The sequence below is a fragment of the Sporosarcina luteola genome (assembly GCF_007991495.1).
Classification (GTDB): Bacteria; Bacillota; Bacilli; order Bacillales_A; family Planococcaceae; genus Sporosarcina; species Sporosarcina luteola.
Map to the genome: position 1 here is coordinate 20,852 of NZ_BJYL01000034.1, position 23,608 is coordinate 44,459.

At 44.2% G+C, this 23,608-nt stretch carries 21 protein-coding genes; 19 read left to right on the forward strand and 2 right to left on the reverse strand.

What is annotated here, in order from left to right; all coding sequences use genetic code 11:
* The first annotated feature begins 144 nt into the window (after positions 1 to 144).
* From spo0A to SLU01_RS12695, 3 genes are all read left to right on the forward strand, one after another.
* Positions 145 to 936 (forward strand): sporulation transcription factor Spo0A, encoded by a 792-nt coding sequence (spo0A, locus tag SLU01_RS12685; RefSeq protein ID WP_147058892.1) that lies wholly within the window; start codon positions 145 to 147, stop codon positions 934 to 936.
* A gap of 148 nt (positions 937 to 1,084) precedes the next feature.
* The gene (locus tag SLU01_RS12690) at positions 1,085 to 2,653 is read left to right on the forward strand and encodes a flagellar assembly protein A (protein ID WP_147058894.1); all 1,569 of its coding nucleotides are present in this window, start codon (positions 1,085 to 1,087) and stop codon (positions 2,651 to 2,653) included.
* Positions 2,628 to 3,371, forward strand: coding sequence for a glycerophosphodiester phosphodiesterase (locus SLU01_RS12695; protein ID WP_147058896.1), 744 nt, complete (start codon positions 2,628 to 2,630; stop codon positions 3,369 to 3,371). The genes SLU01_RS12690 and SLU01_RS12695 overlap by 26 nt, the downstream gene beginning before the upstream one ends.
* 57 nt (positions 3,372 to 3,428) lie before the next feature.
* On the opposite strand, the gene SLU01_RS12700 is transcribed toward SLU01_RS12695, so the two are convergent.
* A complete protein-coding gene (locus SLU01_RS12700) occupies positions 3,429 to 3,662 on the reverse strand; it encodes a DUF2627 domain-containing protein (RefSeq protein ID WP_147058898.1) in 234 nt (77 codons plus the stop codon).
* Between the two features lie 126 nt (positions 3,663 to 3,788).
* Between SLU01_RS12700 and SLU01_RS12705 the strand changes: the two genes are divergently transcribed.
* The 12 genes from SLU01_RS12705 (at position 3,789) to SLU01_RS12760 (ending at position 19,719) form a co-directional block, all read left to right on the forward strand.
* On the forward strand, positions 3,789 to 5,813 hold the full coding sequence (locus tag SLU01_RS12705) for a sigma 54-interacting transcriptional regulator (protein WP_147058900.1): 2,025 nt from the start codon (positions 3,789 to 3,791) through the stop codon (positions 5,811 to 5,813).
* A gap of 16 nt (positions 5,814 to 5,829) precedes the next feature.
* The gene (yqiS, locus tag SLU01_RS12710) at positions 5,830 to 6,738 is read left to right on the forward strand and encodes a phosphate butyryltransferase (RefSeq protein WP_147058902.1); all 909 of its coding nucleotides are present in this window, start codon (positions 5,830 to 5,832) and stop codon (positions 6,736 to 6,738) included.
* Between the two features lie 29 nt (positions 6,739 to 6,767).
* On the forward strand, positions 6,768 to 7,865 hold the full coding sequence (locus tag SLU01_RS12715) for a Leu/Phe/Val dehydrogenase (protein ID WP_147058904.1): 1,098 nt from the start codon (positions 6,768 to 6,770) through the stop codon (positions 7,863 to 7,865).
* Between the two features lie 35 nt (positions 7,866 to 7,900).
* A complete protein-coding gene (gene buk, locus SLU01_RS12720) occupies positions 7,901 to 8,983 on the forward strand; it encodes a butyrate kinase (RefSeq protein WP_147058906.1) in 1,083 nt (360 codons plus the stop codon).
* A 27-nt stretch (positions 8,984 to 9,010) separates the two neighbouring features.
* On the forward strand, positions 9,011 to 10,438 hold the full coding sequence (lpdA, locus tag SLU01_RS12725; protein WP_147058909.1) for a dihydrolipoyl dehydrogenase: 1,428 nt from the start codon (positions 9,011 to 9,013) through the stop codon (positions 10,436 to 10,438).
* A 294-nt stretch (positions 10,439 to 10,732) separates the two neighbouring features.
* Positions 10,733 to 11,740: a thiamine pyrophosphate-dependent dehydrogenase E1 component subunit alpha gene (locus SLU01_RS12730; protein WP_147058911.1), complete on the forward strand. Its 1,008-nt coding sequence runs from the start codon at positions 10,733 to 10,735 to the stop codon at positions 11,738 to 11,740.
* On the forward strand, positions 11,740 to 12,723 hold the full coding sequence (locus tag SLU01_RS12735; protein ID WP_147058913.1) for an alpha-ketoacid dehydrogenase subunit beta: 984 nt from the start codon (positions 11,740 to 11,742) through the stop codon (positions 12,721 to 12,723). The genes SLU01_RS12730 and SLU01_RS12735 overlap by 1 nt, the downstream gene beginning before the upstream one ends.
* A gap of 20 nt (positions 12,724 to 12,743) precedes the next feature.
* On the forward strand, positions 12,744 to 14,066 hold the full coding sequence (locus SLU01_RS12740; protein WP_147058915.1) for a dihydrolipoamide acetyltransferase family protein: 1,323 nt from the start codon (positions 12,744 to 12,746) through the stop codon (positions 14,064 to 14,066).
* Between the two features lie 204 nt (positions 14,067 to 14,270).
* Positions 14,271 to 15,944, forward strand: coding sequence for a methylmalonyl-CoA mutase family protein (locus tag SLU01_RS12745; protein ID WP_170232706.1), 1,674 nt, complete (start codon positions 14,271 to 14,273; stop codon positions 15,942 to 15,944).
* Entirely contained in the window at positions 15,941 to 18,094 is a 2,154-nt protein-coding gene (gene scpA / locus SLU01_RS12750) for a methylmalonyl-CoA mutase (RefSeq protein ID WP_147058919.1), read from the forward strand. Before SLU01_RS12745 ends, scpA begins: the two co-directional genes overlap by 4 nt.
* Positions 18,095 to 18,135: 41 nt before the next feature.
* On the forward strand, positions 18,136 to 19,176 hold the full coding sequence (gene meaB / locus SLU01_RS12755) for a methylmalonyl Co-A mutase-associated GTPase MeaB (RefSeq protein WP_174842653.1): 1,041 nt from the start codon (positions 18,136 to 18,138) through the stop codon (positions 19,174 to 19,176).
* 102 nt (positions 19,177 to 19,278) lie between these two features.
* On the forward strand, positions 19,279 to 19,719 hold the full coding sequence (locus SLU01_RS12760; protein ID WP_147058976.1) for a BrxA/BrxB family bacilliredoxin: 441 nt from the start codon (positions 19,279 to 19,281) through the stop codon (positions 19,717 to 19,719).
* Positions 19,720 to 19,752: 33 nt separating this feature from the next.
* On the opposite strand, the gene prli42 is transcribed toward SLU01_RS12760, so the two are convergent.
* Positions 19,753 to 19,848, reverse strand: a complete 96-nt coding sequence (prli42, locus tag SLU01_RS18040) for a stressosome-associated protein Prli42 (protein WP_170232707.1) — start codon at positions 19,846 to 19,848, stop codon at positions 19,753 to 19,755.
* Positions 19,849 to 19,964: 116 nt separating this feature from the next.
* On the opposite strand from prli42, the gene mce reads away from it, so the two are divergent.
* From mce to SLU01_RS12780, 4 genes are read left to right on the forward strand one after another with little or no spacing between them, the layout of a single operon-like run.
* Entirely contained in the window at positions 19,965 to 20,384 is a 420-nt protein-coding gene (mce, locus tag SLU01_RS12765; protein WP_147058923.1) for a methylmalonyl-CoA epimerase, read from the forward strand.
* The gene (locus SLU01_RS12770) at positions 20,371 to 21,918 is read left to right on the forward strand and encodes an acyl-CoA carboxylase subunit beta (RefSeq protein ID WP_147058925.1); all 1,548 of its coding nucleotides are present in this window, start codon (positions 20,371 to 20,373) and stop codon (positions 21,916 to 21,918) included. The genes mce and SLU01_RS12770 overlap by 14 nt, the downstream gene beginning before the upstream one ends.
* A gap of 27 nt (positions 21,919 to 21,945) precedes the next feature.
* Complete coding sequence (locus SLU01_RS12775; protein ID WP_147058927.1) at positions 21,946 to 23,082, forward strand: M20/M25/M40 family metallo-hydrolase; 1,137 nt, start codon at positions 21,946 to 21,948, stop codon at positions 23,080 to 23,082.
* A complete protein-coding gene (locus tag SLU01_RS12780) occupies positions 23,079 to 23,555 on the forward strand; it encodes a chemotaxis protein CheW (RefSeq protein WP_147058929.1) in 477 nt (158 codons plus the stop codon). Before SLU01_RS12775 ends, SLU01_RS12780 begins: the two co-directional genes overlap by 4 nt.
* Positions 23,556 to 23,608: the final 53 nt, after the last annotated feature.

Below are 23,608 nucleotides of genomic sequence, written 5' to 3' on the forward strand. Positions count from 1 at the left end.
CATAATTCATTAGATCCATTTTTCATTAAAATGAAGGAATGTTTAATCATTTGTCGAATTTTCCCTTTACAGCAGTTTGTTTACATGTGAATATTGTATTCATGAAGGTTGTGTCATGGATAATAATGAGTAGGGGGAAATGGGATGGGGAAATTGAAAATTGCAATTGCGGATGATAATAAAGAACTTGTGAAAACGATGAACTCTTATTTTCAGCAGCATCCGGAACTGGAAGTGATTTGGACGGCGCATAACGGTAAAGTATGTCTATCCTTGTTAGAGGAGAACAAGCCTGATTTGCTCCTGCTCGACATCATTATGCCGCATTTGGATGGAATTGCGGTTTTGGATACGATTAAAGGAAATCCGGATATTGCGGATATGCATATCATCATGTTAACTGCATTTGGACAAGAAGATGTCATGGCGCAGGCGGGAAGTCTTGGTGCATCCTATTTCATGTTAAAGCCGTTTGAGTTTGAAAGGTTAGTGACGCAAATCTTTCAAATTGCCGGAACCCAAAAACAAGTAAAGCCAACCATGCAAAGCACTGTTGGGGTGGAAGACGAAGCACTGACGCAAAGGGCGCTTGACAATACAATTACATCGATTATTAAAGAAATCGGTGTGCCGGCACATATTAAAGGATATGCTTTCCTAAGAGAAGCAATCCAAATGGTGTACACAGATAATGATCTGCTTGGCTCGGTGACAAAAGTGCTTTATCCGGATATCGCTGAAAAATATAAGACGACTCCTTCCAGAGTTGAAAGAGCGATTCGACATGCAATTGAAGTAGCCTGGAATCGTGGTAACTATGATACAATTTCTAAAATATTTGGCTATACTGTTCATCATTTAAAAAGTAAACCTACCAATTCAGAGTTCATTGCAATGATTGCAGATAAAATCCGCCTTGAAAATGTGGCAAGCTAACAGCTCTTATTAACTATTATTTCAGCGACGCCGGCGATAGCTTGGTGTCTTTTTTTATATTTTACCGAAAAGTGAATAATTACCTACACAAACGCCCGATTTATCTTTATAATGAAAAGAATGGATATGATAAAACGGGGTGGCGGGAATGCTAGTTCAAAATGATTTTTTTGATTTATATATTGTAGGTGAAAATGTAGTATTGGACTTGAAGAAAAATGGATATCCCTTGAAGTCCTTTGATATGATCACAAAGCAACATCCAAGAATAAAAATAACTTCATTTACCGCTCTCAGAAAGGCACTGACCGAGGTGGGTGACGGTCATTTAATAGGTTATTATGTGCCTGTTGTTGAAATTCAGATTTCAGCTAATAAAATGAAGGTTGAAGTCACTTTGAATGTCACTTTCTCGGAAATTGAGGCAAGAAGTCATGAATTGCTGAAAGAAGTAGAAAAGTCATTGGATGACTACGGAATTATATACGGAAAAGTCAAGCTGTCTGAAGAAGACCTAGGGCCAGGAACAACCATCCTAGCAGCGGAAGGACGAGAACCGAAAAAAGGGCCTGACGCACAGATCACGTATATAAAAAAGCCGGAAAAACGACCTGTCATCCGGGAGGACGGCTCTGCAGATTATTATGAGATGAATTTTGTCACCCATGTAGAAACGGGGGATTGGCTAGGTGAAAAAATTCCTCCAGGCGAAGGGACGCCGGGGATGGATGTTTATGGGGATAAACTTGCTGCCATGCATGGAGATGACTTTAAACTTCGTTATGATCGGAAATCAGTCGCTGAGGTAGAAGAACAGGGAAAGATCGTTCTTCGGGCGCTTCATGGCGGTGCGCTTGAATTCAGCGTCGATGATGTTGTCGGCGTCGGAAAACATCTAGTCATTAATGGGGATGTAGGACCGGAAACAGGCTCCATCACATTTGATGGGGCAGTATCTGTCTTTGGAACCGTTTTGGCGGGCTACTCAGTGAAAGCGACTGGTGATATATCGATTGAGGCAAATGAAGGCGTCACGAACGCAAAAGAGATCTGTTCTTCTGAAGGAGATTTGTATATAAAGGGCGGAGTTTTCGGAGGAGACGCCTCTCTTATTGAAGCGAGCGGCGATATTTTCATTAAACATGCAAATAATTGCAAGTTATATGCACGGAATATCAATGTAGGCGTATATATATTAGGTTCCGAAGTTGTTGCGGAAAATGTTTTTGTCGATAAAAACAGAGGGAAAATTATTGGTGGCCGAATTGAAGCGCTGTACCGGATTGAATGTGGAGTTGCCGGAAATGCACATGAAAGATCTACACATCTGCTTGCTAAAGGAATCGACAAAGATATGATCTATCAAGAGATTCAACAGATGGCAGTGGAATTGAAAGAACTGCAAAAAACAACAGTTCTGCTTGAAAGCCAGTTATCGCAATTCAATAATCAAAAGAGGGAACAATTTCAAGGGGAGCAGGCAGCTGCTTTTGACAAATTGAAATCACTTCTTGACTCAAGCCGTGAAAGAATTTTCGAACTTGATCGTGGAATACAAACAGGGCTCTACAAAATAAAGACGGCAATACCTCCGCAAATTGAAGTGGCACAACAAGCTTACCCAGGCGTAATCATTCAAATTGGTTCAAAATCAAGTATGTTGAATAAGACGACGAAAGGTGTTTTTGAGGTTGTCGACAATACTCCAAACTTCTGACCCGTTAGTTTTTGCACATAGAGGCGCTTCCGGTAGTTGCTTTGAAAATACAATGAGTGCCTTTAAGGAAGCATTAAGGCAAGGGGCGGACGGTATTGAACTGGATGTACAATTGACTAAAGATGGAGTTCCGATTATTTTGCACGATCCGGATTTATACAGAGTGGCTGGAATTGGAAAACCGATTTCTTCATTTTACTTCAGTGAATTGAAAAACGTTAAAGTCGGCAGGAAATTTTTACGTTCTTTTGCAGGACATCAAATCCCGACCTTAAGGGAAGTTGTTTCGTTTTGTGAAATGAATGGCTTGGCGTTGAATATAGAGTTGAAGGAAACCGTTTCGGAAAGGCCAGAATATTTAAGGGATATCCTTGATATCGCTTTATTATTAGATAATATCCATCTTTCTTCATTTGATCCTGAAATCCTTGAGCTGGCAAAAAAACTTGAACCATCAATCGAAACAGCTTTGCTCGTGAAAAAGAAGACAACTGATTGGGAAAACTTACTGGACTATTCATATGCGGACGGTTTTCATTTTCACAAAAGGCTTTTTAAAGAGCCTTTTATTAGCCAACTATCCGCGAGTGGGAAATTATTGAGGATGTATGGGGTAACCGGAAAGGAAATATTCGTCCAAGAACCCCCTCCATTCATCCACGGGTGGATAACAGACTTTCCCGGCAGATTCAAAAACGAGAAAAAGGACATCGGCTAAGTTAGCTGATGTCCTTTTTGATTCTCTGAAAAACCATCGTGACAGTAATCGTATATTTCAACTTTTGAACCGCTCTTGAACACGGCCCTTCCTACGATCTCTTCGCAAGAGGAAACCGGCAAAAAACGCAAGCCCTGCTCCGAACATAATAAGGCCTACTACGAACTGCAGCCAAATGAAAGGGAAGGGGTTGAATAGAACTCCGAAAAGTGAGTCCCGCATAAGCTTAATGCCCCCGGCAGTGATCAAAATAGGTATTAATAGAACGACAAATGCCGCCATACGAGCCATATTATCAATCTCCTTAACATTTTTTATTTTACCTGCTCAACAAATATTGTCAAGAACCGTGCAATCGTGTATGATGAGATTAGAATTGCAAAAGATTGCATGGTGCTAAAAGGAGATTGAATATCCTTGCAAAATGTTCTCATTGTTGGAGCAGGTTCCGGAGGCACAATTATACTGAACCTACTTCTTAACCTGAATTTTATGAATGTGAAGGCTATCGTTGACAAAGATGAACAGGCTCCAGGTTTGCACTTCGCCAGAAAGATGGGCATCAAACACGGATCCGATTGGAAACCGTTTTTAACGGAAGATATTCAGATTGTCTTTGATGTGACTGGAGATAAGTCGGTAGTAAAGGAATTGATGGAGAGCATTCCTGCACATACATTACTCATTCCTGGAACCGTAGCTAATCTTCTAGTTGGTTTATTAAATGAAAATGATCGGTTCATTCGCAGGATACAAACTGAGATGGACAGGCAACGCCTCATTTTCAATTCAATCGATGAAGGCATGATTGGAATCGATCGCGATGGAATCATTGATTTCATAAATGAAAGCGCTTGCAAGATGTTGGAAGTTTCTGATTTTAACGCAATCGGAAAATCGATTTTTGACATCATACCTGAAAGTAAATTAGTGAGAGTGCTTCAGTCCGGCAAAGCTGAAGTGAACGATGAATTGATCCTTCCGAATGGTTTGGAAATAATCAGTTCGCGCTATCCGCTTATATCCGCCGATGGCGATACATTTGGAGCATTTGCAGTATTCAAGGATATATCTGAAGTTGTCAAATTAGCTGAGGAAATCATTGATTTGAAATCAGTGAAGACGATGTTGGAAGCGATTATCCATTCGAGCGACGACGCCATTTCTGTAGTAGATGAAAATGGTAACGGTGTACTTGTGAACCCTGCATATACTAGGATTACTGGCTTGTCCGAAGATGAGGTAATTGGAAAACCAGCCACGGTTGATATTAATGAAGGCGAAAGTATCCATATGAAAGTGCTGAAGACGAAAAAGCCTATACGCGGTGTGAATATGCGGATAGGTGAAGATAATCGGGATGTTATTGTAAATGTCGCGCCTATTATTGTCAATCGGCAGATGAAAGGCAGTATCGGAGTCATCCATGATATTACCGAAATGCGAAGTCTTATGAGAGAGCTTGATCTGGCAAGACAGACGATCCGAAAATTGGAATCGACGTACACATTCGCTGATATTCATGGAAGTTCCCCGGACATAGATCTCGCGATTGACCAAGCAAGAATAGCCGCGAAATCGGACATTCCTGTTTTATTAAGAGGGGAAGCGGGCTCAGGAAAAGAATTATTTGCAAACGCCATCCATAGTGAAAGCTCCAGGAAATCTTATAATTTCATCCGTGTGAATTGTGGAGCCATTGATCCTTCTGCTATGGAAAAGGAATTGTTTGGTGAAAGCGGAAGGTATGATAGTAATAAACCAATTAAGCCCGGCTTGTTCGAGGAAGCTGTCAGCGGCAGTATTTTCCTCGACGAAGTGACCGATCTCCCGCTGACAGTACAGGTTCGGCTTTTGTCCTATTTGAAGCAGAGGATGTTGCAAATGAACACTTCCGAACCTGTCAGAATCATTGCAGCCACTTCCAAAAATCTGGAAAAGGCGATTCATGAAGGAACATTCCACACGGAACTATACTATGCCCTAACTCGCATTACAATCCAAATTCCTCCGTTGCGGACGAGAAAATCAGACATTCCCGAAGTAGTTAATCACTTATTAACGAAAGTGAATCAGGAATTTGGAATGAATGTGGAAACGATATCGGACGAGGCGATGAATAAGCTTCAACAATACGATTGGCCGGGTAATGTGCGCGAACTTGAAAATGTTCTCAGTCGAGCGATGATTTATATTGAGCCTGCTTCCACTATTATTAAAGCCGAAGATATTAAGAAGTCGCTTTTTACGAATGAAATGAAAACGAGCGAAGAAATTCTTCCCGAAAAAAGTACGTTGGCATCCGTCATGGATGATTACGAGCGATCCGTTCTTGAAAAAGCCTTAGATGAGCATAATGGCAACAAGTCATTGACTGCAAATCGTCTCGGTATTTCATTGCGCTCCTTATATTACAAACTGGAGAAATACAAACTCATCTGATGAAGGAGAGCTGACAATGTCAACACTCGATGCGCTAGTAGAAAAAACGGCATCTTCTGGCAACCGTGTTGTATCAGTCGCGTGTGCGGCTGATCCGGAAGTGCTTGAGGCTGTAGAAATGGCGATAATGAAAGGGATTGCCTCTTTTCTACTTTATGATGATGAAGAGCGATTACGGAAGCTCATAATAGAGCGTTTCCCAGAATTGGAGAAACATCCGTATATCACAATTTTGCATACCGACAATTCACAGGAAGCCGCAGAGAAAGCGGTGCGCGCAGTTTCAAGCGGTGAGGCGCAGGTGCTTATGAAAGGGAATTTGCCGACGGCAGTCGTACTGAAAGCGGTATTGAATGCTGAATACGGCTTGCGCACAGGCAAAGTCCTTTCTCATGTTGCTGCATTTGAAGTGAACGGTTATGATCGATTGCTGTTTGTCACGGATGCGGGGATGAATATTGCGCCGAACCTTGAGGAAAAGGCACAAATTATCCGGAATTCCGTCGTGGTTGCAAGAGCTTGCGGCGTCACTGAACCGATCGTTGCCCCACTTGCCGCAATCGAAACAATTAATCCCGCAATGGCGCCAACGACGGATGCCGCTTCTCTCGTCGTCATGAATCAAAGGGGACAGATCAAAGACTGTATCGTCGACGGGCCGCTTGCGCTCGATAACGCAATATCAATCGAATCTGCAAGACATAAAGGGATTACGAGTGGAACAGCCGGGAAAGCGGATATCCTAGTCGTCCCTTCCATCGAAGCAGGAAACATCTTGTATAAATCGCTTATGTACTTTGCTAATGCGAAAGTCGGAGGGATTATACAAGGGGCCAGAGCGCCGATCGTTCTAACATCAAGATCGGACAGCGCTGAAACCAAGCTTTATTCATTGGCATTAGCCATTCAAACATCAAAAAACTAAAACGGACTATCCCAAGGAGGAACAACATCATGGAATTATTCAAATATATGGAAACTCACGATTATGAGCAACTCGTCATCTGTCAGGACAAAACTTCAGGCTTAAAAGCGATCATCGCTATTCATGACACAACGCTTGGACCAGCTTTAGGCGGAACTCGCATGTGGACGTACGCAAGTGAAGAAGAAGCAATCGAGGATGCACTTCGACTTGCAAAAGGAATGACATATAAAAACGCTGCTGCAGGTTTGAATCTTGGCGGCGGTAAGACAGTTATCATCGGTAATCCAAGAACTGATAAAAATGATGAAATGTTCCGCGCATTCGGTCGTTTCATAGAAGGATTGAACGGTAGATATATCACTGCGGAAGATGTGGGCACAACAGAAGCAGATATGGACTTGATTCATTTGGAAACTGATTATGTAACGGGTGTATCTGCGGAGTTCGGTTCTTCAGGCAATCCATCTCCAGTTACTGCATTCGGCGTTTACAAAGGAATGAAAGCAGCAGCAAAAGAAGCGTTCGGAAGCGATTCCCTTGAAGGCAAGACTGTTGCTGTACAAGGTGTAGGGAACGTTGCTTATACGCTGTGCGAGTACTTGCATGAAGAAGGCGCGAAATTGATCGTAGCGGATATTAATAAAGAAGCGGTACAACGAGCAGTTGATGCTTTTGGTGCAGTTGCAGTTTCTACCGAAGAAATCTATTCGCAAGAAGCGGATATTTTCGCTCCATGTGCACTTGGTGCCATCATCAACGACGAAACAATTCCACAATTGAAAGTGAAAGTTATTGCGGGCTCAGCGAATAACCAATTGAAAAATCCGGAACACGGCGACATCATTCATGAAATGGGCATCGTTTATGCACCTGACTACGTCATCAACTCAGGTGGGGTTATTAACGTGGCGGATGAACTTGACGGTTATAATCGCGAACGTGCATTGAAGCGGGTAGCCGGTATTTACGATACAATCGAAAAAATCTTTGCAATTTCAAAACGCGATAATATCCCTACCTACGTAGCGGCTGATCGACTTGCGGAAGAAAGAATTGCCCGTGTTGCAAAATCACGCAGCCAGTTTTTGCAAAATGAAAAAAGTGTCCTTTCGAACAGAAAATAACCAACGGCGCATCTTAGACGATAGGGGAGATAGTTGTGCAAAATAAGATCTTCAGGATCCTTGTTATTAATCCTGGTTCCACTTCAACGAAAATCGGTGTGTACGACAATGATCAGCTTATATTGGAAGACACATTGAGGCATACGGCAGAGGATCTTGCGCAATATCCTTCAGTTATCGACCAATACGTTTTCAGGAAAGATGCCATCCTATCATCGATGAATCGCGGAGGAGTCGACTTGGACAGCATACATGCCGTTTGTGGAAGAGGCGGTCTACTCAGACCGATAGCCGGAGGTACGTATGATGTGAATGAACCAATGATCGAAGACTTGAAAAAAGGCTTTTCCGGACAGCATGCATCGAACTTAGGTGGCATCATTGCTGACGAAATTGCAAAGGCGGCAGGGATTCCGGCATATATTGTCGACCCTGTCGTTGTTGATGAGATGCAGCCAATTGCCCGTATTTCGGGATTTTCCCTCGTCAGCCGAAAATCGATTTTTCATGCATTGAACCAAAAAGCAGTTGCAAGACGTTATGCGAAACAAGTCGGGAAAAATTATGATGAGTTGCGGCTAATTGTCACCCATATGGGAGGCGGAATAACAGTCGGTGCCCATCATTTAGGAAAAGTAATCGACGTCAACAACGGCTTGCACGGTGATGGACCGTTCAGTCCGGAACGTGCTGGAACCGTTCCTACCGGGGAGCTAGTCGATCTCTGCTATTCCGGAACCTATTTCCGTACTGAGATTATGGCGAGATTGGTAGGTAAAGGCGGCTTGGTCGGTTATCTTGGGACAAATGATGCTGTCACTGTTGAGAAGCGGATCGAAGGCGGCGATCAAGAAGCGGCGCTCGTCTATGAAGCGATGGCTTATCAAGTAGCAAAAGAGATTGGAAGCGCAGCTGCAGTCCTTGAAGGAAAAGTGGACGCAATTATTTTGACTGGGGGGCTTGCCTACGGGAAACAATATGTCGAGATGATAAAATCCCGTATCCAATGGATTGCTGACGTAGTCGTCTACCCGGGAGAAGATGAATTGCAAGCGCTGGCTGAAGGAGCTTTACGGGTGTTGAATGGCGAGGAGCAAGCAAAAACCTATCCGGCATAATGGATAGTGATGAGGAGGCCATAAAGAATGGCGGTCGAATACGATGTAGTTATTTTAGGCGGAGGAACTGGTGGCTATGTCGCAGCTATCCGCGCTGCACAATTAGGTCTTAAAACAGCTCTTGTCGAGAAAGAGTTGCTTGGTGGAACTTGTCTCCATAAAGGATGCATTCCAAGTAAAGCGTTACTGAAAAGCGCTGAAGTCTATAAGATGGCAAAAAATGACGCTGCATATTTCGGTGTCGAAACGACTGGAGCCACATTGAACTTCGGACGTGTCCAAGCAAGGAAAGAAGAAATCGTCCAACAGCTTCATAAAGGCGTCACTGCCTTGATGAAGAAAGGGAAAATCGACGTCTATGAAGGCTTTGGCAGAATGCTTGGGCCGTCGATTTTCTCTCCTATGCCAGGTACAATTTCAGTTGAAATGAATAACGGTGAAGAGAATGAAATGCTCATCTTGAAAAACCTTATTCTAGCTACCGGGTCAAGACCCCGCACGTTGCCTGGACTTGAACTGGACGAAGAACAAATCCTCTCTTCTGACGGAGCACTGAAGATGACCGAATTACCAAAGTCCATGATCATTGTCGGCGGCGGAGTCATTGGAATCGAATGGGCTTCCATGTTAAATGATTTTGGCGTCGAAGTGACAGTTATTGAATACGCTGACAGAATCATTCCGACAGAAGACGCTGACATTTCGAAGGAGATGAAAAAAATCCTTGCGAAAAAAGGAATCACATTTATGACAGGCGCGAAAGTACTGCCTGAAACGCTTTCCAAAACAGCAGATTCGGTCACCATTTCTGCGGAGGTAGCTGGTGAGATGAAGGAATTCACTGCCGAAAAAATGCTCGTATCCGTAGGACGGCAAGCGAACACTGAAGGAATTGGCATTGAAAATACTGAAATTCAGGTAGATAAAGGCTACATCCAGACAAAACCGACGTTCCAGACGAAAGAAAGCCATATTTATGCAATTGGCGATGCCATCGGCGGACTTCAATTAGCACATGTAGCGTCACATGAAGGGATAGCTGCAGTAGAACATATTGCGGGTCTCTCCCCTGAACCAATCAATTATACAAACATTTCGCGTTGCATTTATTCAAGCCCTGAAGCTGCAAGCGTAGGGTTGACTGAAGCACAAGCGAAAGAGCAAGGCTACAATATGAAAGTCGGTAAGTTCCCATTTGCAGCCATCGGCAAAGCACTTGTCAACGGCAGTGCAGAAGGGTTCGTAAAAATCATCGCCGATAAAGAAAGCAACGACCTATTGGGCATTCATATGATCGGCGCCCACGCAACGGATCTGATTTCCGAAGCGGGACTCGCAATGGTCCTTGACGCAACTCCATGGGAAGTAGCATCAACCATCCACCCACACCCATCCCTCTCCGAAGTAATGGGCGAAGCCGCACTAGCAGTGGATGGCAAGGCTATTCATATGTGATTTTTGATTGACCCTGTGTAATATCACGTTGTTGTTATTAGGTAGTTCCGTTGATTGGAGCGAAAGGCGGCGACTCCACTGTCTAGCTCCAGGCGCTAGATGCTCGGGTCATAAGTCAAAGCTGCTCTGTGGCAAAGACCGCCACGCCGCATCTTTGCCTTATGCCTGTCGCATCTGAGCAAGCGCCTTCCGCTTTTCGTCTGGAAAGCGTCCGCCTGGAGCGGAAATCAACCGTTTTATTTAGCAGGTCACTTGATTTAATTATGACAATCGACACGAAGGGGGATTCATACAATGGCAAAATCGCGTCATGAAGAACTAGGACTGACAAACGAAGACGTTTTGGCAATATATGAAACAATGGTCATGGCAAGGCGTTTAGACGAGCGTATGTGGCTTTTAAACCGCGCTGGAAAAATTCCATTCGTCATCTCCTGCCAAGGACAAGAAGCAGCACAAGCAGGAGCTGCCTATGCACTCGACAAAGATAAAGACTGGATTGCCCCATACTATCGTGACATGGGCGTCGTCCTCCACTTTGGAATGACACCAAAAGAACTAATGCTTTCGGCATTCGCCAAAGCAGAAGATCCAAACTCAGGCGGCCGTCAAATGCCTGGCCACTTCGGCCAACGTAAAAACCGCATCCTAACAGGCTCATCTCCAGTGACAACGCAACTTCCACACGCAGTCGGCGTTGCACTCGCAGCTAAAATGAAAAAAGAAGACTTCATCACATTCGTCACATTAGGTGAAGGTTCATCCAACCAAGGGGATTTCCACGAAGGAATGAACTTCGCGGGCGTCCATAAATTACCGACAGTGATCATGGTCGAAAACAATAAATATGCAATTTCCGTACCAATTGAAAAACAGTTGGCATGTGAGAACGTTTCTGACCGAGCGATCGGCTACGGAATGCCGGGTGTAACGATTGATGGTACGGATCCACTTGAAGTGTACCGCGTCGTCAAGGAAGCAGCAGATCGTGCACGAAGCGGCGAAGGCCCAAGCCTTGTCGAGGCTGTTTGCTACCGATTGACTGCTCACTCATCAGACGACGACCACCGTCTGTACCGAGATGCTGAAGAACTTGAAGCTGAAAAGAAACTCGATCCAATCCCTAAATTTGCTGCTTATTTAAAAGAAGCGGGCGTTATGGATGATGCGTATGAAAAAGAAATGGACGAACGCATCAAGGCAATTGTCAATGAAGCGACGGATTATGCAGAAAAAGCTCCTTACGCAGAGCCGGAATATGCACTTCACCACGTCTATAAAGAGGAAGGGGGAGACAGATAATGGCTGTACTTTCATATATTGACGCAATTACACAAGCGATGAAAGAAGAAATGGAACGGGACGACAACGTATTCGTTCTTGGAGAAGACGTCGGTCGAAAAGGCGGTGTATTCAAAGCGACTACTGGCCTTTATGACCAATTCGGTGAATATCGTGCGCTCGACACGCCGCTTGCTGAATCCGCGATTGCCGGAGTAGGTATCGGTGCTGCGATGTACGGAATGCGACCAATAGCTGAAATGCAATTCGCTGACTTTATTATGCCGGCAGTCAACCAGATTGTTTCGGAAGCTGCGAAAATCCGTTACCGCTCTAACAATGACTGGTCTTGCCCGATTGTCATCCGCGCACCATTCGGCGGTGGAATCCATGGTGCTCTTTACCATTCCCAATCCGTCGAGTCGATGTTCGCAAGCACGCCTGGTTTGAAAATCGTCATCCCGTCAACACCATATGACGCAAAAGGACTATTGAAAGCTGCAATAAGAGATGATGATCCGGTCTTGTTCTTTGAACATAAGCGTGCTTATCGTTTGATTAAAGGTGAAGTTCCTGAAGAGGAATACGTATTGCCAATAGGAAAAGCCGATGTGAAACGTGAAGGCGATGATATTACAATCATCACTTACGGATTATGTGTACATTTTGCATTGCAAGCTGCTGAAAGGCTTGCGGAAGATGGAATTTCCGCTCATATCCTTGATTTGCGTACTGTTTATCCTCTTGATAAAGAAGCGATCATTGAAGCAGCTTCAAAAACTGGTAAAGTATTGCTCGTCACCGAAGATAATTTGGAAGGAAGCATTATGAGTGAGGTATCTGCGATCATCGCGGAGAATTGCCTATTCGATCTAGATGCGCCTATCAAACGTCTTGCGGGACCTGATATTCCTGCAATGCCATATGCACCAACAATGGAGAAATTTTTCATGGTCAACCCGGACAAAGTTGAAAAAGCGGCGCGTGAATTGGCGGAATTTTAATTAGAAAGGAGGATTTCAAATTGGCAATTGAAAAAATCGAAATGCCTAAACTTGGTGAAAGTGTTACTGAAGGAACGATTGAAAAGTGGCTCGTGAAACCAGGGGATACGGTAAATAAATACGATCCTTTAGCAGAAGTGAATACGGATAAAGTGACGGCGGAAATCCCTTCATCTTTCTCTGGAACAATTAAAGAAATCATCGTGCAAGAGGGCGAAACTGTGGAAGTCGGAGTCGTCGTCTGTACAATTGAAACTGAAGGTGGCGCGGAAGGAAGCGAAGGACAGGATAGTCAGCCTGCGGCGGTTCCTGCCAAGGAAGAACCAGCGAATGAAATGCCTGCCGCTGGCTCCCAAAAGCCAGCTTCACCAATCAAACAAGGAGCAGGCGCTGCTCGCTATTCTCCGGCAGTTATGAGACTTGCCCAGGAAAATAATATTGATCTTTCCCTCGTTCAGGGGTCTGGAAAAGAAGGGCGCATTACGCGTAAAGATATCCAATCCATTATTGATAGTGGAGAAATGCCAACTGCTCCAGTTGAAGTTGAACAGCCTGCAGCAACCGAAACGAAAGCTGCTCCAGCCGCTGAACAACGTCCTGTGAGCAAGCCGGCAGTAACTGAATCAATCCCTGCCGCCGCTGGAGATATCGAAATTCCAATCACTGGTGTACGCCGGGCAATCGCTACGAACATGCTCCGCTCTAAACATGAGGCACCGCATGCGTGGACGATGATTGAGGTGGATGTAACAAATCTCGTTCAATACCGTGATTCATTGAAAAACGATTTCAAACAAAAAGAGGGCTTCAATCTTACCTACTTCGCTTTCTTCGTGAAAGCTGTATCACAAGCATTGAAAGAATTCCCGATGATGAACTCTATGTGGGCGGGAGATAAAATCATCCAAAAGAAAGACATCAATATATCTATTGCTGTCGCTACGGATGATGCTTTGTACGTCCCTGTCATCAAACATGCAGATGAGAAATCGATCAAAGGAATCGGCCGTGATATCAATGATCTGGCTTCTAAAGTCCGTTCTGGTAAATTGAAATCGGATGAAATGCAAGGCGGCACCTTTACTGTGAACAACACAGGTTCATTTGGTTCTGTCCAATCGATGGGCATTATCAATTACCCGCAAGCAGCAATCCTTCAAGTCGAATCGATTGTAAAACGTCCTGTCGTAATGAGCGGCGGCATGATTGGTGTTAGAGATATGGTGAATCTATGCTTATCACTTGACCACCGAGTATTGGACGGCCTTGTAGCCGGACGTTTCCTTGCACGCGTTAAAGAAATACTTGAAAATATCACTGCAGATAATACATCTGTCTATTGATGAAAATGCGGCTGTCTCTCTACGTGGGAGGCAGCTTTTTATAAGAAGAATTAGTTGAATATAGCATATTCCCGTAACGAGATCACATATCATTATAACTTTCAAAGAAATCGCATGTCAGGTACACTATAAGTAGTCTTGGATATTGAATGAGACGAATTTTACATAACAGACTCCTCATAAATAACGAAAGGAGCAATCCAATTGACAATTGAGAATATGAAAAAAACAACATTTGAGAAAGCGGATTTTCAACAATGGAAAAAACTTGCTGAACAATCGCTAAAAGGAAAGCCTTTTGAAAGTTTACGGACACCTACATTGGAAGGAATCGATCTTCAACCCCTTTATTTTGATAGGTCAAGTTCGGACAATACGGCAGTCATCCAGACAATGGAGGAAAATCCGGATTGGACTATTGCACAACAAACGATTGCCGAAACTGCAATTTCATTTCTGGAACAACTTACAGACTCCCTTGCAAAAGGGAATGAATCAATTGTATACGATGGCGTATATCCATTTGAATGGGAAGAGGATCAGCTGTTAGAATTTGCCGCGTTGCTGACAAAATATCCCGTATTTCTTATGAATATTAAAAGCGATGATCCGATTTTGAGAGCTTTTGATTTTGTTCATCATGAAGTGAGGGAATCAGTAAATGGCATTGTCCAGTCAACGGACTGGACTCTGCCAGTAGGCTACAAAAACCTTAGGACGAACGGTGTCGATCTTTGGAAAGTACATCATGATGGGGCCGACGCTGTAACGGAGTTGGCAATTGCGCTTTGTGAAGCTTCCAAACTTGCATCCTCCTACGGGTCATTCCAGGAATTTGCCGAAGACTTTTTTATCCGATTCGCCATCGATACGCATTTCTTCATGGAAATTGCCAAATTGCGTGCATTCCGTATTTTATGGACAGCTTTTTCTAAAGCATATGACGTCGACAATGCACCCCGAATTCCTATAATGGCTGTAACATCCATACGTTCGTATTCAAAATTGGATCCTTATGTGAATTTACTTCGGGCGGGAAATGAGGCATTCGCAGCAATTTTAGGCGGCGCTTCTGTCATTACTGTCCATCCTTTTGATTACTTAACTGGTCCCAATGCAAGTTCCATTCGATACAGCAGAAATATCCAACTCGTTTTAAAAGAAGAGACACATGTTGAAAAAGTGCTTGACCCTGCAGGTGGTTCTTATTTCATCGAAAAACTAACGGATGAACTTGTCGAAAAGGCATGGGAATTATTTTTGGACATCGAAAATAAGGGCGGAGTAGACGTCTTTCTACAAAATGGGTTATTGAATGAGCTTTTAGCGAAACGACAAGAAGAAATAGCTACTGGCAAAAAATCATTGATCGGCACAAATGTGTATGCTGAACTGACAGCTACAAGCTTTGCCGATTGGAATCATTCCGGACAAAATGATCGCCTATCGAAGCCGTTCGAGGAATTACGAAAATTATTTAGTGAACAACAACCAATCACGACGTTGCTCACATTCGGCGATATAAAAGATTTTAAACCACGTGCCGATTTTGTTACAGGATTTTTAGCGGCTGGAGGCATAAAGGGCAAATGGAGTCCTGCGTTCCAAACAGCCCAACAGGCCATTGACTATTTGAAAAAAGAGAAGCCGGATTATGCAATTATTTGTGCAACTGATGAGCAATTATCAGCAATTATGGATTCGCTTCTTGAACAGTTGCCTGAAATGATTTTAGTAGATGTTGCGGGAAGAATCGATAGAGAGACCGAGTTGAAATGGCAACAAAAAGGGCTGAATGGAACGATTTTCAACGGTCAAAACAAAATAGAAAAACTCCGCAGCGTCTTTGATTCATGGCAAGGGAGGATTCGTAAATGAAGAAACCAGACTTTCATAAAGTTGACATAGATAGACTGAAAATAACCGGAGACTCTGCTCGCAATGAAAACTCATTTCTTACAAATGAAGGAATCGAAATCAAAACAAGCTACACAAAAGAGGACACGGCAGGGATCTCTCATTTAGATGATTTTCCTGGAGTTGCTCCAAATACACGCGGTCCTTATCCGACAATGTACGTAGCACGCCCTTGGACGGTTCGTCAATATGCCGGTTTTTCCACGGCAGAAGAGAGTAATGCATTTTATCGACGGAACTTGGCGATGGGTCAAAAAGGCTTGTCTGTCGCGTTTGATTTGGCGACACACCGCGGATACGACTCAGACCATCCACGTGTAACAGGCGATGTCGGTAAAGCTGGCGTCGCAATTGACTCAGTCGAAGACATGAAAATCCTGTTCGACGGCATCCCGCTCGATAAAATGTCGGTTTCCATGACAATGAACGGTGCTGTTCTTCCGATAATGGCATTTTATATTATAGCGGCGGAAGAACAAGGTGTGTCTCCTGATAAGCTTTCCGGAACGATACAAAATGATATTTTAAAAGAATATATGGTGCGGAATACGTATATTTTCCCTCCTGAAATGTCGATGCGGATCATTGCGGATATTTTCGAATATACATCGAAGAATATGCCGAAATTCAACTCCATTTCGATTTCCGGTTATCATATGCAAGAAGCCGGGGCAACAGCTGATATTGAGCTTGCCTACACCTTGGCGGACGGCTTGGAATATGTCCGTACCGGGCTCAAAGCTGGAATTGACATTGATTCATTCGCACCGCGCCTATCGTTCTTCTGGGCAATCGGCATGAATTACTTTATGGAAATCGCCAAGATGCGCGCTGCCCGTAAAATATGGGCTCAAATGATGCAGTCATTCAATCCATCCAACCCGAAATCACTTGCGTTAAGGACGCATTCGCAAACTTCCGGTTGGAGCTTGACAGAGCAAGATCCTTTCAATAATGTAACGCGAACGCTGATTGAAGCGAATGCAGCAGCGATGGGGCATACACAATCATTGCATACCAACGCACTCGATGAGGCAATTGCATTACCGACGGACTTTTCTGCGCGGATTGCACGGAATACACAATTGTTTCTACAGGAAGAAACGTTTATGACGAAGACGATCGATCCGTGGGGCGGTTCCTATTATGTTGAAAAGCTGACAGCGGAATTGACGGAAAAAGCGTGGGCGTTAATCGAAGAAATTGAAGAGTTGGGCGGAATGGCGAAGGCGATAGAAACAGGCTTGCCAAAAATGAAAATTGAAGAAGCTGCTGCCAAACGTCAAGCGAAAATCGATTCTCGTGCCGAAACAATCGTCGGAGTCAATAAATACCGACTTGAAAAAGAAGAGCCGATTGATATTTTGGATATTGACAATACGCTCGTCCGCCAAAAACAGATTGATCGCATTCATACGATGAAAAAGACACGTGATGAAAGTGCGGTGAAACATGCACTAGAGGCACTAACGGATGCTGCGCGAAGTGGCGATGGCAATCTATTGGCATTGTCAGTAAATGCAGCACGGGTTAGGGCGACAATCGGGGAAATATCGGACGCGATTGAGAAAGTGTCCGGCAGACATAAGGCGGTGATCCGTTCAGTGAGTGGCGTGTACAGTTCAAACTTCTCGAATGCGGAAGAAATCGAAGAAGTGAAAAAGATGACAGAAGAATTCATGGAGAATGAAGGACGCCGCCCTCGAATCCTTATTGCGAAAATGGGGCAGGATGGACATGACCGAGGGGCGAAAGTAATTGCCTCCTCATTTGCAGACTTAGGATTCGACGTGGATATTGGTCCTTTATTCCAAACCCCGGAAGAGACGGCGTTGCAGGCTGCTGAAAATGACGTGCATGTAATCGGGGTAAGTTCACTTGCCGCTGGACATAAAACTCTTGTGCCGGCATTACGGAACGAACTGGCGAAGATCGGAAGAGAAGACATTCTGATTGTCGTAGGAGGGGTCATTCCTGCACAAGACTATGACTTCTTGAGAAACAACGGAGCGACCGCTATTTTCGGTCCGGGAACAGTTATCCCCGTTGCCGCCCAGAAAGTGATTGAAAGTATTTATCTTGCGCTCGGTTATGAGGAAGTGACAGAGTGAATAAAAAGAAGCGTTTACAGGAAGACAGCGCATTGCATGTAATGAATGGCATTGAGTCCTCGCATGATGGCATGGTTGCCTCGAATCGTAAACGGTTTGTGAAAAAAGGGAAAGAGATACCGATTGACGTTTTATATGAGGAGATCTGCCACGGTTCGAGACTTCATCTATCCAAAGCGATTACACTCTTGGAAAGTATCAATGAAACAGATAAAAGCGCGGGTCAGAATTTGCTGAAAAAACTGCTTCCAAAGACAGGACGCAGCATCCGCGTCGGCATTACGGGCGTGCCGGGTGCGGGGAAAAGCACATTCATCGAATCGTTTGGACTCATGCTGGCCGAATCGGGGCATAAAGTGGCTGTGCTCGCGATTGATCCGAGTTCAACAGTAACAGGCGGCAGCATCTTAGGAGATAAAACAAGGATGGAGGCACTTGCCAGACATAAAAATGCTTTTATACGGCCATCGCCGTCATCAGGAACACTTGGCGGCGTCCATCGAAAAACACGTGAAACAATGCTGTTATGCGAAGCGGCTGGTTATGACATCATCCTCATTGAAACAGTTGGCGTCGGTCAAAGTGAAACCGTAGTCCGGGGGATGGTCGACTTCTTCATGCTGCTCGTCTTAACTGGAGCGGGTGACGAGTTGCAAGGGATGAAAAAAGGAATTATGGAACTGGCAGACGCGATCATCGTCCATAAGGCGGATGGCGATAATTTGAAGCTGGCGAAAAAGACAGTGAGGGAATACCGCCAATTGCTTCATTTTCTCCTACCCGCCACACCAGGTTGGACAACGACCGCCATGCCGGTCTCCTCCTTGCAAAATACGGGTCTTGATACAGTCTGGGAAACAATTACTGGCTTCCGTGATAAGTTGGAGACGAGTGGTGTCTGGCATATGCGCAGGCAAACTCAGACAAAGGATTGGTTCCATTCGATGATTCGCGACAGGTTGATAGATAACTTCTTTGCAGAAACAGGGAAAAAGCAACTCGTCGCGGACCTGGAACGACAACTATTAACAGGCGAAATCACCGTCGCAAATGCAGTGGATCGAATTTTTGCTAATGATTAAAATCCGGTCCATAAAAGATCATTCATTTATAATATAACTTTTTTGCAAGTGGAAGTCCCAACTGCTATGATGAAAACATACAAGGAAAGGGGTCGAGTGAAATTGACTATGGATTTTAATTTTTATATGGATGATATTACAAAAACAGCACGCTCCGAAATGGAAACGAGCGGCTATGAACAACTAACAACACCTGAAGAAGTGGAAGATGCGTTCAAACGCCCTGGAACGACACTTGTCATGGTGAACTCTGTATGTGGTTGTGCAGGAGGCATCGCTCGCCCAGCAGCAGCCCATGCTGTCCATTACGATAAACGCCCGGATCACCTCGTCACTGTGTTTGCTGGCCAAGACAAAGAAGCAACAGCAGTAGCACGGATGCATTTCGGGGAAGATCATCTTCCTTCATCGCCTTCCTTCGCTTTATTGAAAGACGGCAAACTCGTTGCAGAAGTAGGACGCTATGAAATCGAAGGACATGACCCAATGTCAGTCGTAACGAATTTACAAGGATACTTCGAAGAATATTGTGAAGAAGTTTAATATAAAAAAACAGTCCAATTATGGACTGTTTTTTTAAAATAGAACGCTTAAACCAAGTAGTATGCTAGATGCAACCATAGCGGCTACCATCAAATAAACGACGAACTTCTGTACTTTTTTATTGCTCATCGGACAAATCTCCTCACCATTATATATATATTCATTTTAACAGAAATCCTGAATTTCTCAAGGTGTAGCGGAATTAAATAGAAAACGTTACAATGGAAATAAGAGGGGGATGAAACATGAAAAAAGTAGATCATATCGGGATTGCCGTCAAAGATTTGAATCACGCACTTCCATATTACATAGATACGTTAGGATTAACATTGCTTGGGGTAGAAGACGTTGAAAATCAGAAAGTGAAAGTTGCTTTCATAGATGCCGGAAACGTCAAGCTGGAATTGCTGGAGCCGATCAGTGGAGAAGGAGCAATTGCAAAATTCATCGAAAAGCGCGGGGAAGGCATCCATCATATCGCATTTGGGGTAACGGATATCCAGGCAAGAATGGATGAATTGAAGGAAAAAGGTGTCCGACTGCTGCAAGACGAACCGAATAAGGGCGCAGGTGGTGCCGAAGTTGCTTTTATGCATCCGAAATCTTCTTTCGGTGTGTTGTATGAACTATGTGACAAAGGGGATAAGCCGAATGGACATTTATGATAAAATCAATGAATTATACGATAAGAAAAGGGAAATTGAGCTAGGTGGCGGCGATGAGCGAATTGCAAAGCAGCATGAAAAAGGTAAACTGACAGCACGTGAACGCATCAATCTGCTATTGGACGAAGGTACATTCGTTGAATTGAATCCTTTCGTCATTCACCGTACAAGAGATTTCGGGATGGATAAACAGAAAGGGCCTGGAGACGGTGTAGTGACTGGTTACGGGAAAATCGATGGCCGTCCTGTTTACCTTTTCTCCCAGGACTTCACCGTTTTCGGAGGCGCGCTTGGCGAAATGCATGCGATGAAAATTGCGAACGTCATGGATCTTGCAGCGAAAAACGGAGCGCCTTTTATCGGTTTGAACGATTCAGGCGGTGCCCGTATTCAGGAAGGTGTCGTCTCGTTAGATGGCTATGGGGAAATTTTCTATAGGAATGCGATCTATTCCGGTGTCATCCCGCAGATTTCCGTCATTTTAGGGCCGTGTGCAGGCGGCGCGGTTTATTCGCCAGCAATCACCGACTTTGTTTTTATGACGGATGAAACGAGCCAGATGTTCATTACAGGACCAAAAGTCATTGAAACGGTCACAGGTGAGAAAATCTCTTCTGAAGATTTAGGTGGATCGAAAGTACATAACTCAATTAGTGGGAATGCTCATTTCAGAGGAAAAGATGAAAAGACGGTTTTAGGGCAAGTTCGTCACCTACTTTCGTACCTCCCGCAAAACAATAACGAAAAAACGCCGATACTAGACGTGGATTCAGACGAGGATTATCGGAATGATTTGGCGGATGTCGTTCCCTTTGAAACGATTCGTCCTTACGATGTACGGAAAGTCATTGAGCAAGTCGTCGATGAAGGTTCGTTCTTTGAAGTGCAGTCGGAATTCGCGAAAAATGCAGTAGTCGGATTTGCAAGGATGAAAGGCGAGTCGGTAGGCTTGATTTGTAACCAGCCTAAAGTGATGGCTGGTGGATTGGATATTAATTCTTCCGATAAAATAGCGCGTTTCATTCGTACATGTGACTCGTTCAATATACCTTTGATCACTTTTGAAGATGTCACCGGATTCTTCCCAGGTGTCAAACAAGAGCATGGCGGTATTATCCGGCATGGTGCAAAAATCCTTTATGCCTATTCCGAAGCGACAGTGCCTAAAATTACGGTTATTCTTCGTAAAGCATTCGGTGGTGCATACGTTGCTTTGAATTCTAAAGCAATCGGGGCTGATGTTGTCTATGCTTGGCCGAATGCCGAAATCGCGGTAATGGGTGCGGAAGGTGCGGCAAATATCATTTTCGCCCGTGAAATCGCAAACAGCGATCATCCGGAGTCCACACGTGCAGAAAAGATTGAAGAATACCGTACAAAGTTTGCAAATCCATATGTGGCGGCTTCACACGGGATGGTCGATGATGTCATCGATCCGCGTGACACGCGCATTAAACTGCTACAGGCTCTTGAAATGATGCGAAATAAACAAGAAGTCCGACCAACTAAAAAACATGGCAATATTCCGTTATAAGAAACGATTTTAAAGGAGAAATGCATTGTGAATGAACAACGATTACTAGATGAGTTTTTTGAACTTGTACAAATTGATTCAGAAACGAAGCATGAAGAAGTGATCTGTGCCGTATTGAAAGAGAAAATGGAGGCACTTGGCTTTTCGGTTATTGAAGATGGTGCGAAAGAAGTGACAGGACACGGAGCTGGAAACCTCATTGCGACATTAAAGGGCAATGTAGAAAATGTGGATCCAATTTATTTCACTTGTCATATGGATACAGTCGTTCCAGGCAAAGGCATTAAGCCTGAGCTGCGGGAGGATGGCTATATCTATTCTGACGGCACAACAATTTTAGGGGCAGATGACAAAGCAGGGCTTGCAGCCTTGTTTGAAATGGCAAGAGTGCTGAAGGAAAGCGGACAGCCGCATGGTGACATCCAATTCGTCATCACTGTCGGAGAAGAAAGCGGACTTGTCGGTGCAAAAGCAATGGATCCTTCGCTGTTAAAAGCGAAGTATGGCTATGCTGTCGATAGTGATGGGAAAGTAGGGGGAATCGTTACAGCAGCTCCTTATCAGGCCAAACTCATGACGACGATTTACGGCAAGACGGCGCATGCCGGCGTAGCTCCTGAAAAAGGGGTGTCCGCTATCAATATAGCTGCTAAATCAGTTGCGGCGATGACGCTTGGTCGCATCGATTCCGAAACAACTGCCAATATCGGACGGTTTGAAGGTGGACAAGCGACAAATATCGTATGTGATGAAGTCCATATTCTAGCGGAAGCAAGATCCATCAATCCGGAAAAGCTTAATGAGCAAACAGCACATATGGTGGAAACATTCGCAAAGACTGCTGAAGCAATGGGTGGCAAAGCTGAAACTGAAGTGAAAATTGCGTATCCTGGTTTCAGTTTTGGTGAAGAAGCCGAAGTCGTACAAACGGCGATGGAAGCTATCAGAAACGTCGGCAGGAAACCTGAACTGATGACGAGCGGCGGCGGAAGTGACGGCAATGTATTCAATGGTGCAGGTGTTCCGACAGTGACCTTATCTGTCGGGTATGAGGAAATCCATACGAAGAACGAGCGGATGCCTGTCGTAGAATTGAATAAACTGACTGAGTTGTTAATCGAAATCGTAAGTGTAACTGCAAAGAAGGGGGAATCTGGTAAATGAGCGACATTAAAACCGTCATCGTACAATGTGGGCAGGAGGAGTATGCCTTACCGGTCGAATCGGTCGTTTCCATCGAAAAGTTGGAACGTGTAAATCCGATTCCTCATCTTCCGGATTATATGCTGGGCTTGATGCGTATTCGAGGTGAGCTTGTCCCGATCCTCGACTTTCAACAGATTTTATATGGCAATTCAGCGAAAGAGGATGACAATGCAAGGGTTGTCGTTGTTCAAACAGAAAACCTTTATATTGGATTACTTGTGCTTGATGCAAAGGAAATTTTGGATATCCCTGAAAGCAGATTGACGTCATCCGGTTTAATGGCTTATTCAAGAACACCTTATTTCACAACTGTCGCAAACCTTGATGACCGAATGATCACCGTTGTCGATGCAGAAATTCTATCGACTACACTTACCGGAATGGATGCAATCAATGAGTATGTCGAAGCGCAAAAAATTCAGGAAAAGTGAAAAATTGACCGGGTGGCAACCATCCATCCGGTTATTTCTATGAAACGCTTGGA